The sequence below is a fragment of the Nocardiopsis sp. NPDC055824 genome (assembly GCF_053616335.1).
Window position 1 is genome coordinate 1 of sequence record NZ_JBSHDN010000206.1, and the last position, 11,060, is coordinate 11,060.

General features: G+C 74.5%; 8 protein-coding genes. 2 read left to right on the forward strand and 6 right to left on the reverse strand.

Translation table 11 applies throughout. From position 1 onward, the window contains the following. Nucleotides 1-44: 44 nt before the first annotated feature. A complete protein-coding gene (locus tag ACWGL3_RS27250) occupies nucleotides 45-1,532 on the reverse strand; it encodes an MDR family MFS transporter (protein ID WP_431061422.1) in 1,488 nt (495 codons plus the stop codon). Between the two features lie 296 nt (nucleotides 1,533-1,828). Next, nucleotides 1,829-3,469 (reverse strand): BCCT family transporter, encoded by a 1,641-nt coding sequence (locus ACWGL3_RS27255; RefSeq protein WP_267944596.1) that lies wholly within the window; start codon nucleotides 3,467-3,469, stop codon nucleotides 1,829-1,831. A gap of 808 nt (nucleotides 3,470-4,277) precedes the next feature. Between ACWGL3_RS27255 and ACWGL3_RS27260 the strand changes: the two genes are divergently transcribed. After that, nucleotides 4,278-5,324, forward strand: coding sequence for a phosphotransferase family protein (locus tag ACWGL3_RS27260; RefSeq protein WP_267944597.1), 1,047 nt, complete (start codon nucleotides 4,278-4,280; stop codon nucleotides 5,322-5,324). Nucleotides 5,325-5,487: 163 nt separating this feature from the next. Here ACWGL3_RS27260 and ACWGL3_RS27265 read toward each other — a convergent pair whose 3' ends face one another. The 4 genes from ACWGL3_RS27265 to ACWGL3_RS27280 form a co-directional block, all read right to left on the reverse strand. Beyond that, nucleotides 5,488-6,645, reverse strand: coding sequence for a glycerol dehydrogenase (locus tag ACWGL3_RS27265; RefSeq protein ID WP_267944598.1), 1,158 nt, complete (start codon nucleotides 6,643-6,645; stop codon nucleotides 5,488-5,490). 249 nt (nucleotides 6,646-6,894) lie between these two features. Beyond that, nucleotides 6,895-8,385, reverse strand: coding sequence for an aminopeptidase P family protein (locus ACWGL3_RS27270; protein WP_267944599.1), 1,491 nt, complete (start codon nucleotides 8,383-8,385; stop codon nucleotides 6,895-6,897). A 226-nt stretch (nucleotides 8,386-8,611) separates the two neighbouring features. Next, a complete protein-coding gene (locus ACWGL3_RS27275; RefSeq protein ID WP_378551995.1) occupies nucleotides 8,612-9,145 on the reverse strand; it encodes a GNAT family N-acetyltransferase in 534 nt (177 codons plus the stop codon). Between the two features lie 129 nt (nucleotides 9,146-9,274). Beyond that, nucleotides 9,275-9,559 carry a DUF3099 domain-containing protein gene (locus ACWGL3_RS27280; protein ID WP_267944600.1) on the reverse strand — a complete coding sequence of 95 codons (285 nt, stop codon included), beginning with the start codon at nucleotides 9,557-9,559 and terminating at the stop codon, nucleotides 9,275-9,277. Nucleotides 9,560-9,734: 175 nt separating this feature from the next. Between ACWGL3_RS27280 and ACWGL3_RS27285 the strand changes: the two genes are divergently transcribed. After that, nucleotides 9,735-10,832, forward strand: a complete 1,098-nt coding sequence (locus ACWGL3_RS27285) for a pyridoxal-phosphate-dependent aminotransferase family protein (RefSeq protein WP_267944601.1) — start codon at nucleotides 9,735-9,737, stop codon at nucleotides 10,830-10,832. Nucleotides 10,833-11,060: the final 228 nt, after the last annotated feature.

The window sequence follows — 11,060 nt, forward strand, 5'->3', positions numbered from 1 at the left end:
GCGCACGGGAGCTCCCGTGCGCGGCCGTCGCCGTCGCGAGGTTCCTAGTGGGCGATCGGAGCGCCCTCCGAGGTGCCCGACTCGACGCGGCGCACGAAGAAGGTCGCCGCGAAGGCCAGGACCGAGATCGTGGCCCCGAGGAGGAAGGCGACGTGGATGCCGCCGGCCTGGGCGCTGATCTCGGGGAGGCCGTCGGTGAGCAGGCTCGCCGAGCTGGCGGACATGACCGCGATGAACGTGGCGGTGCCCGCCGCGCCCGCGACCTGCTGCACCGTGCCGACCACGGCGCTGCCGTGCGAGTAGAGCTCGGGCTTGAGCGACCCGAGCGCGCCGGTGAGCAGCGGGGTGAACATGAAGCCCAGTCCGGCGCTCAGCAGGACGTGCGTGGCGACCACGAAGCCCAGCGGTGTCTCGGTGCCGAACAGCGTCATCGTCCAGAGCACCAGCGAGACGACCGCCGCGCCCGGGATGACCAGCGGGCGCGGGCCGAACCGGTCGTAGAGGCGGCCGACCACCGGGGCGAGCAGGCCCATCGTCAGGCCGCCCGGCAGCAGGGTCAGGCCGGTGACGAGCGTGTCGTGCTGGAGGACGTTCTGCATGTAGAGCGGCAGCAGGATGAGCGTGCCGAACAGCGCCATGAAGCTGACCGCGACGAGGCCGATCGAGATCGAGAACTGACGCGAGCGGAACACGCGCAGGTCGAGCAGGGCGCGGTCGCCGCGCTGGAGGCGCAGCTGCCGCCACACGAACAGCACCAGTGCCACGGCGCCGCCGCCGATCGCGACCCACGGGGGCACGATCGCGGTGGCGTGGCCCTCGCCGAGGCTGGAGAACCCGTAGACGAGGCCGCCGAACGCGAACGCCGACACCAGGACCGAGAGGAGGTCGATGCTGGCGTGGCGGGGCTCGGTGACGTTGCGGATGAACAGCGAGCCGAGGACCAGGCCGAGGAGGGCGATGGGCAGGACGAGGCCGAACATCCAGCGCCAGTCCAGGGCGCTGAGGATGAAGCCGGCGAGTGTGGGGCCGACCGCGGGGGCGACCGCCATGACGATGGAGATGTTGCCCATGGTGCGGCCGCGGCGGTCCGGCGGCACGAGGTTCAGCACGGTCGTCATGAGCAGCGGCATCATGATCGCCGTGCCGACGGCCTGGACGACACGGCCCGCCAGGAGGAGCCCGAACCCGGGCGCGAGGAAGCAGATCAGCGTGCCGATGCTGAACAGCGTCATGGCCGCCATGAACACCTGGCGGAGGTGGAACCGCTGGAGCAGGAACCCGGTGGCCGGGATGACCACGGCCATCACGAGCATGAACGCCGAGGTCAGCCACTGCCCGGTGGAGACGGAGATCCCGAGGTCCCTGTTGAGCGCGGGAAGCGCCACTCCCATGATCGTCTCGTTCAGGATCACGACGAACGCCGAGACGAGGAGCAGCGGGATGACGAGGCGGTCGGCGGTGCGCGGCTCCGCTCCGCCGCTACCGCCGGCCGAGTTCTCCTCGGCCACTGATGGATTGTGCTGCCCGGTCACTGGTGTCCTCGCGTCGTCGTGTGGGTGGTCGTGTCGTGGAAAGGAACGGGGTCCGCGGGGGACGTGTTCGGACCCGCCCAGAGGTACACCAACCTCCCATGGGACCGGGACATTCCCGATCCTACGGGACGAGGCCCATTTACTTCTGTGTTCCAGATCATGGATCGTCCGGGAACCTTCGGAGGCCGTTCCGCGTGCCGGGAACCGGCTGCCCGGAAGGCTTGCACGGAGCCCGTCCACGGCGCGGGCGGGGTCCCTGACGGGTGTACCCGCCCGCGCCGCCGACGGCGCCGCGGCTACCGGGCGCCGCCCGCCGCGACCCGGTCGCCCTCTGCCGAGGGGGCGCCGTCCCCCGGGTCCGACTGCGCTCCCCCGTCCCGCGCGGCCGGGGAGGCGGGGTCGGCGACGATCCCCTGTTCGACGGCCATGGTCCGGAGCAGGCGCGGAGTCGTCCACAGCGTCGGGAGCATGATCAGCCCCACCGGGACCGCGGTGACCACGATGAAGGACTGGAGCGCCTGCACGCCGCCGTCCCCGACCAGGAGGAGCGCGATGGCGGCGGCGCCCATGCCGAAGCACCAGAACGCCCGGAAGTACCCGGGCGGCGTGCCCTCGTGCATGCTCGACGAGGCGATCGCGTAGGACATCGCGTCCAGGGTGGAGGCGAAGAAGATCAGCGTCACCACCACCATGAGCACCCCCAGGAACGCGCTCATCGGCAGCGCCTCGACGATGGCTAGGGCGGCGGCGGGGAGCCCGTCCGCCTCGTAGGCGCCGGAGACGGCTCCGGGGTTCTGCTGCTCCAGGAAGATGCCGGTGCCGCCCAGCGCGGTGAACCAGACGGTGGTCACCACGGCCGGGGCGACGGTGGCCCCCACGAAGATCTGGCGCACGGTGCGGCCCCGGGAGATGCGGGCGATGAAGATCGCCATCATCGGCCCGTAGCCCAGGAACCAGCCGAAGAAGAAGACGGTCCAGTAGCCCAGCCACTCCTGGTCGCCCCGGAAGAGCGCCATCGGCACGAACTCGCGGACGTGGACCGACATCGCCTGGAGGTAGAGGTCGACGACGAAGGGCACGGAGCCGAGTCCGACGATGGCCAGGATCAGCGCGAGGGCCGCCCAGACGTTGGCCTTGCTCAGCAGCTGGATGCCCCGGTTGAGGCCGCTCGCCGCCGACACGGCGCCCACGACGGTCAGCCCCGCGATGATGGCGGCCTGGGTGCCGTACCCGTCGGGCAGCCCGAACAGCCGGCCCCCGATGTAGGACACCTGGAGACCGAGGAAGCCGATCGGTCCGACGGTCCCGGCGACGACCGCGACCACGCAGCTGATGTCGACGACCGCGCCGATCCAGTGGGTGCGCACACGCTCGCCCATGACCGGCCACAGCAGTGTCCGGGGGCGCAGCGGCATGCCCTTCTCGACACCCCGCATCATGACCAGGGTGGCCAGGGACCCTCCGATGGCCCAGGCGGGGAAGCCCCAGTGCACGAAGCTCTGGGCCAGCGCGACCGCGGCCCCCTCCATGCCTCCGGCCTGGTCGGCGTACGCCGGCGGCGCTGCGGTGTAGTGGGCGATGGGCTCGGCGGCGGCCCAGAACACCCCGCCCGCGGCGAGCAGGGTGGTCATGACCATCGCGACCCACCGGAACATGCCGAACTCGGGTGCGGGCATGCCGCCCATGCGGACCCTGCCGTAGCGGGAGAACGCGAGGACGGCGGCTACGGCGAGCATCGCGAGGAGCAGGACCTGCCAGTACGCGCCGAACCATTGTGCGGACCAGGCGAACGCGGCGTCGACGGCGGCGCCGACCGCCCCGGGTGAGGCCAGGGCCGTCACCACGAAGGCGATCAGGAGCACGCAGGTGACGCCCATGACCCAGAGGTCGGGACGGTTTCCTGACGCGGACACGCGTGTGCGCAGGGTGGAGAACATGGAGAAGGGGATGCTCCTCGGTGGGAAACTGCCGACCGGCATTGTCGACGGTCGGCGTGGAAGGGTCCGCCCCGGTCGGCGGCAGGCCGGTCGGACGGCGCCCGCTACGGGGCGCGCCGTCCGGCGAAACACGGAGCCGGACGCCGTCGGGCGGCGCGGGTCCGCCCGGAGACGGTCGTCCCGGGCCGCTTCGGCGACGTACGCGGACTGTGGACGGAGCGGAGGGGTGGGGCGGCGGTGCGTTACGGCCCCCTGGCACGCCTCCGGCCCGTGCAGCGCGGACCAGTCAACCAGGGACGGGACGTGCTTCTCCCGTGAGGGAGGCCACGTCCGGCCGCGATGACGCCTGTGCGGGGGCTCCGGGGCGCCCGTGAGATAACGCACCCGTGTCCCGGGAACGCCTCGGGGGCCGCCCGGCCCCGGCACGTCCGGACCGGAACTCCCGTCCCCGGAGCACGCGGCCGTTCCGGGGGCACCCGCCACGGCGGCTTCCCGACCGGGCCGGGGACGCACACGGGGCGGCCCGCACCGGAGGCGTGGACTTCCGGGCCGGGGCGGGCGGTGTCGGCGGGCCGACCGGAACCGGCGCCGACAGGGTGCGGGGCGCCGCCGCCCCGCGCCCCTCGGGCGGCTGCGGCGTCCGGCGGGTGCGAGGGTGGCATGGGCGTGGGTGGTGAGGGGCGTCGACGGCCTTCCGGCGCGTCGGTGCGGATGCCGCGGTCCGCACCGATGCCGGAGGCCCTCTTGCCGTGTGTCGGGCGAGGAGGTCGTCACCGGCCTCCGTGGCCGGTACGGCTAGGTTGGGCCCATGTGCGTGCAGCCCCCCGCAGCCGACCGCCCCTTTCCCGCAGACCCCGCCCTCGACGCCCTCGTCGGCTCCGCCTTCGGGCGCGGGGCGCGGGTGCGCGAGCACACCGCCCTGTCCGGCGGCACCTACAACACGGTCCGCTCCGTGGTCCTGCGCGACGGCCGGAGGTCGGTCCTCAAGGTCGCGCCGCCCGCCGACCGCCCCCGCCTGACCTATGAGCAGGGCCTCCTGGCCACGGAGGCCCTGGTCTACGCGAGGGCCCGTCCGCTGCTGGGCGGACTCGTCCCTCGCGTCCTGGCCTCCGGGCGGGTCCCCGGAGAACCGGGCCGGGAGTACCTGTTCCTCGACCACCTGCCCGGGGAGACCCTGGAGGATCTGCGGTCCGGCGAGGCGACCGTGCGGTCCTCCGCCGCCCGCCGGGACCTGGGCCGTGCCGTGGCGGCCCTGCACACGGTCACCGGCGACGCCTTCGGCTATCCGGCGGGGTCCGCGGGGCTTCGGGCAGACACCTGGCCGGAGGCCTTCCGCGCCATGGCCGAGGCGGTCGTGGCGGACGCGCGGCGCTTCTCCGTGCCCCTGCCCGGGGGCGGCGCCGAGGTCGTGCGGCTGGTGTCCGCGAACCTCGTCCACCTCGCACCGGTCCGCACCCCCGTCCTCACGCACTTCGACCTGTGGGACGGCAACGTCCTGGCGTCGCGGCCCGGCGCGGACGGGGGCCCCGACCGCGAACCGCGCCTCACCGGGATCATCGACGCCGAGCGCGCGTTCTGGGGCGACCCCGCGGCGGACCTGGTCTCCCTGGCCCTGTTCGGCGACATCCGGGACGACGCCGACTTCCTCGCGGGGTACCGCGACACGGGCGGCGTCCTCGACTTCTCCCCCGGCCTGCTCCGCCGGCTCGCCCTCTACCGGACGTACCTGTACCTGATCATGTTCGTCGAGCCCACACCGCGCGGTCGCGCCCCCGCGGACGCGGCCCGCACCAGGGGGTTCCTGGGACCGCTCCTGGAGGCCGAACTGGCGGAGCTCGCCGGACCGGCCTCCTGAGGCGGGCCCTCCGGCGCGGGCGCCGCCCGCGGCCCCCTTCCCGCACGGTTGCGGGGCCCGGGCGGGGGCGCCCGCCGGGCCGGGCCGCCGGAGCCGCTGCCCCCGGAGCACGGGCCCGGCAGGGCGGATCCTCGGCCCGGGCCGGGGCGGGGCGGGGCGGCGGTCAGCCGTGGTCCGGCGCGGACGGCTCCCCGAGGCCTGCCCGCGCGCGTGCGCGGCGGCCGACCCCCTCGACGGCGCGCAGCGCGTCGCGCACGTCCCTGGGGGTGAAGGCGAAGGGCAGGTTGTGGATGGTCTCCTCCGGCGCGGTCGCCGCGGCCACCACCCGGTCGAGCGTGGCGTCGTCGGCGTCGCCCAGCCCCGCCTCGGTGAGCGTGGTGGGCAGGCCGACGCGGGCCGTGAACTCCGCGAACGCGTCCACCTCCGAGGTCGGGGCGCCCTCCATGAGCAGCTGCGTGAGGGAGCCGATGTTGACCTTCTCCCCGTGCGCCAGGTGGTGCGTCTGGTCCACCGCGGTCAGGCCGTCGTGGACCGCGTGCGCGGCGGCCAGTCCGCCGGACTCGAAGCCGAGGCCGGACAGGAGGGTGTTGGCCTCCACCACCGCCTCGACGGCGGGGGTCACCAGGTTCCGGTCGACCGCCTCCAGCGCGGGAAGGGCCGACTCCCACAGGATGTCCCAGGACAGGCGCGCGAGCGTGGTCCCCGAGCGGGTCGGGAGGCCGCCCACCATGTTGTGGCTGTGCGCGTCGCGCACGGCCCGCGCCTCGATCCACGTGGCGAGCGCGTCGCCGACCCCCGCGGCGAGGAACCGGGTGGGAGCCTCGGCGACCAGCTGCGTGTCCACCACGACCAGGGCCGGGTTGCGGTCGTAGAAGCGGTACGACTCGAACGCGCCGGACTCGGTGTAGACGACGGACAGCGCCGACGTGGGGGCGTCCGTCGACGCGACCGTCGCCGCGCTCACCCACGGGACCCCCGAGTCGTCGCCCGCGGCCTTGGCGGTGTCGATCGCCGTCCCCCCGCCGAGGCCGATGACGACGTCGTGGCCGCCGTCCCCGATCACCGCGGCGACGCGCGCGGCCTCAGCCCGGGTCGGGACGCCCCCGAACCGCTCGAAGACGAGGGGCAGCCCCGCCTCGCGGAAGGAGTCGGTGACGACCTGTTCGGTCAGGCCGCGGACGACGTCGTCGGCCAGGACGAGCGGCCGCGATCCGTGGTCGGCGACCAGCTCGCCCAACCGGGCCAGGGCGCCGCGTCCCTGGACGTAGCGCCCCGGCGAGGCGAAGATCCGCAGCGTGGGGCCCTGGTTGTCGTCTCCCATGAGAGGAGAACCTCCTCTTGCTCGGTGTGTCCTGTCCTTCTCCCCCTGCTCACCGTTCACACGGCGACGCAAACCCCGGGGTGCGAAGCATCACCCGTCCTTGGGCAAACCCGGGGGTTCGGCGGCGGGCGTCCCACACGCGGCTCGGCGTCCCCGTCCCGGATCCGTCGTCCGCCGTCGCGGCGCCCCGACGGCGACGGGCCGCCTCCCGGAAGGGGAGACGGCCCGTGCGCGTACGGCTCGGCGGGGTCAGCGCGGCAGGCGCTCGGCCAGCCAGGCCTCGACGTCGGCGGAGGAGCGGGGCAGGCCGGCCGACATCACGGTGCGGCCCTCCTCGGTGACCAGCACGTCGTCCTCGATGCGCACGCCGATGCCGCGCAGCTCCTCGGGGACGGTCAGGTCGTCGGGCTGGAAGTACAGGCCGGGCTCGACCGTGAGCACCATGCCCGGCTCGAGGTCGCCGTACAGGTGCACCTCCTGGCGGGACACCGCGCAGTCGTGCACGTCCATGCCGAGCATGTGGCCGGTGCCGTGCAGCGTGTACCGGCGCTGGAGGCCCAGTTCCAGGACCCTCTCGACCGGTCCCTCCAGCAGGCCCCACTCGACCAGGCCCTCGGCGAGCACGCGCTGGGAAGCCTCGTGGAAGGCCGTGAACGGCCGTCCCGGGGCGACGGCGGCGATCCCCGCCTCCTGTGCGGCGAAGACCAGGTCGTACACCTTGCGCTGGAGGTCGGTGAAGGTGCCCGACACCGGCATCGTGCGGGTGACGTCGGCCGTGTACAGGGTGGTGGTCTCCACACCCGCGTCCAGGAGCAGCAGGTCGCCCTCGCGCACCGGCCCGTCGTTGCGGGTCCAGTGCAGGGTGGTGGCGTTGGCGCCGGAGGCGGCGATGGTGCCGTAGCCGACGTCGTTGCCCTCGACCCGGGCGCGCAGGAAGAACGTGCCCTCGACGAACCGCTCGGAGGTGTCCTTGGCCTGCGGCAGCGCCCGGACGACGTCCTCGAAGCCGCGGACGGTGGCGTCCACCGCCAGCTGGAGCTGGGCGACCTCCCACTCGTCCTTGACCAGGCGGTGGTCGTCCAGCGTCACGGCCAGTTCCTCGTCGAGCCGGGCGGACCCGGCGCGGGAGTCCTCGTCGGCGTCGGCGCGCAGTCCGTCCACCAGGGCGTCGAGGGCGGCGTCGTGGCCGCGCACGATCCGGGTGGTCACCGCGTCGGAGCGCAGGGCCTCGGTCAGGCCGGTCACGTCGGCGGTGGGCACGCCGAGCAGGGCGGCGGCCTCGTCCAGGCTGTGGCGGCGGCCGGTCCACAGCTCGCCGTAGCCGCCCAGCCAGAACTCGCCGTTCTCGCGGTTGGAGCGGGGCTTGAGGTACAGGACCACGTCGTGGCCGCCGTCGGAGTCCGGGGAGAACACCAGGCAGCCGCCGTCGGAGGTGTCCCCGGTGAGGTACGCGTAGGCGGTGGCGGCCCGGAACGGGTACTCGGTGTCGTTGGAGCGGGTGAGCAGCTGTCCGGCCGGGACGACGAGGCGCTCGCCGGGGAAGGCGGCGCTGAGGGCCGCGCGGCGGCGGGCGGTGTGCCCGGCCTGCTCGACCGGCTTCAGGTCCCGCAGCTCGGTGTCGGCCCACCCGGTGCTCATCCACGCGGCGAGCTCGTCGGAGACCGACTGCGCCTGCCCGTTCTTGCGTGGACTGAACACGGGTGCGTCCGTCTGGGCTCCGGGGCGCTGCTGCTCGCTCACGTCGTGACTCTCCTGTCGGATCCGTCGTAGGGGCCGCGGGTGACGGCCCTCGGTGACCGCTGGTGACGGCCGTTGCCGCCCATCGTACGGGGGGTACCGTACGGGCGACCGGCCGACGGGCATAGCGGCCCCCATAACGCCCGTGGGGCGCCCGCTGTGCCCGGAGCCGACCCCGCGGAACCGGATCGCCGCAGGTCGGGCGGCCCGTGTGGCGGAGGGACTGGGCTCACAGCTCGTGCGCGAAGGGGATCGCGGAGGAGTACGGCAGCTCGTCGAATTCGGCCGGGTCGACCCACCGGTAGCCGATGCCCTCGTACAGGGCGACGGCCTCGGGCTGGGAGGGGCCGGTGAAGAGCAGGACCCTGGTGTAGCCGAGGTCCCGGGCGGCCTCCTCCAGTGCGGCCATCACCCTTCGTCCGAGCCCGCGGCGGCGGTGGCGGCCCGAGGTCCAGATCCGCTTGAACTCGGCGGTGTCGGCCATGGACGCGCGGTCCTTCTTGTAGGGGCGGATCGCGCCCCCGGCGACGACCTCCCCGTCCGACTCCGCCAGGACGATGCGGCCGTGGGGGGCGACGAACTCGGACACCGGGTACCGGGCGAGCTCCTTCGCGGCGCCCTCGGCGCCGTAGCGCTCGGTGTACTCCTCCAGCAGGCCCGCGAGCAGCCCCGCCACCCGGGGGTCGTCGTGGAGCACCCGCAGCATGCGCACCCCTCCGGTGCTGCCGCCCGCCCCGGCGTCCTCGGTGCTGGTGTGCGTCACCGCTTCCCCTCCCCTGTCGTCCGGGAGTCGCGGCGGCCGTCCGGGCGCACGGTGCCCGACCCCGCCGGAATACTACGTGCGGGACCGCCGCTCCCGCCGAAGGGGGTCGGCCGGCCCGGGGCCGCGCGGCTACGAAGGGCCCGGGGCGCGGCCGGGACCGTCCCCGTCGCCGGGGTCGTCGCCGCTCCCGCAGCCCGGGTCTGCGTTGGGACCGAAACGGGCGCCGCGATCCTGCGGGTCGGCCGGGTCGGCGAGGTTGCCCAGGGTGGCCGCGACCGGTGGGAGGACCGACGCCGCCGCGCACATGGCCACCGCCCACCCCGTGCCGAACACGTAGTAGACGGGCAGCGAACCGGCGAAGAGGACGAGGCAGACGCCCATGAGGATCCCGTACTGTCGCACCCTGCGTCTCATCGGGGAACCCCCTCACCGGCGCTGACATCCACGCTACCTGCACCCGCGGCCCGGGCCGCGGGCCCCGGGGAACCCGTCCGGGGGCCGGGCCCCGCCGTCCGCACCGCCGCCGCGGGGCGGACCTCCCCCGCTCCCCGTCACGCGTCCGGCGCACACGCCCCGCTAGTGTGTGCGCATGCCACTGACGGACCGCATCCTGCTCGGCCCCGGCCCGAGCAACCCCTATCCGGAGGCGACCCTGGGGCTCGCCGCGCCCCTCCTCGGTCACCTCGACCCCGAGTTCATCGCCGTGCTCGAACGCACCTGCGACCGGCTCCGGGCCCTGTGGGGCACCGGGAACCCGTTGACGCTGCCCCTGTCGGGAACCGGCTCCCTGGGCATGGAGACGGCCTTCGCCAACACGGTCTCCGCGGGCGACGTGGTGGTCGTCGCGGTCAACGGCCTCTTCGGCGAGCGCATGTGCGAGGTCGCCCGCCGCTACGGAGCCGATGTCGTACGGGTCGACCACGAGTGGGGACAGCCCGTGGACGTGCGGCGCGTGCTGGACGCCCACCCCTCCCCGAGGCTGGTCGCCGTGGTGCACGCCGAGACCTCGACCGGCGTGGTCAGCGACGTCGGCGCCCTGGGCCGCGCCCTGCGCGAGCGCTCCGACGACACCCTCCTGCTCGCCGACTGCGTGACCTCCCTGGGCGGCATGCCCCTGGAGCTGGACGCGTGGAAGGTCGACATCGCCTACTCCGGCACCCAGAAGTGCCTGGGCGTCGCACCGGGGCTGGCCCCGTTCACCTTCTCCGAGCGCGCCTGGGAGCGCAGGGTCACGACCCCGCCCGTGTGGTACGCCGACCTGGGGCTCCTGGGCGCCTACGTGCGCGGCGGCCCCGGCGGACGCGCCTACCACCACACCGCGCCGACGGCGATGATCGCGTCCCTGGACGCCGCGCTCGCACGCATCGAGGCCGAGGGCCCGGAAGCGGTGGCCGAGCGCCACCGCGCGGCCGGGGCCCGCCTGCGCGAGGGCCTGGTGGACATGGGGCTGGAGCTGTTCGCCGCCGAGGGGCACAGGCTGGCGCAGCTCACGTCGGTGCTCGTCCCCGAGGGCGTGGACTCGGCCAAGGTCCGGATGCGCCTGCTCGACGAGTACGGCCTGGAGATCGGCGCGGGCGTGGGCCGCTACGCGGCGTCCGTGTGGCGGATCGGCCTCATGGGCCACAATGCCCGGTTGGACCGCGCCGAGGTGGTGCTCGCCGCGCTCCGCCGGGTCCTGGACAGGTAGGGGCACGGCCCGCAGTCGGCCCGGAAGCCCCGGGGCTCGGGCGGGGCCGCCCACGGGCCGTCCCGTCCTCTCCGCGCGAAGTCCCCCCGCCGGAGGCCGTACCTCGTCGGGCGTGTGCCGGACCACGACGCGTACCGGCCCGCGGGGCCGGGGGCGGGCCCCGGCCGCGAGCGGGCCTCAGACCTCGGCGGGGTCGCGGGGCGCCGGCACGGCCGGCGCCCGGAAGTG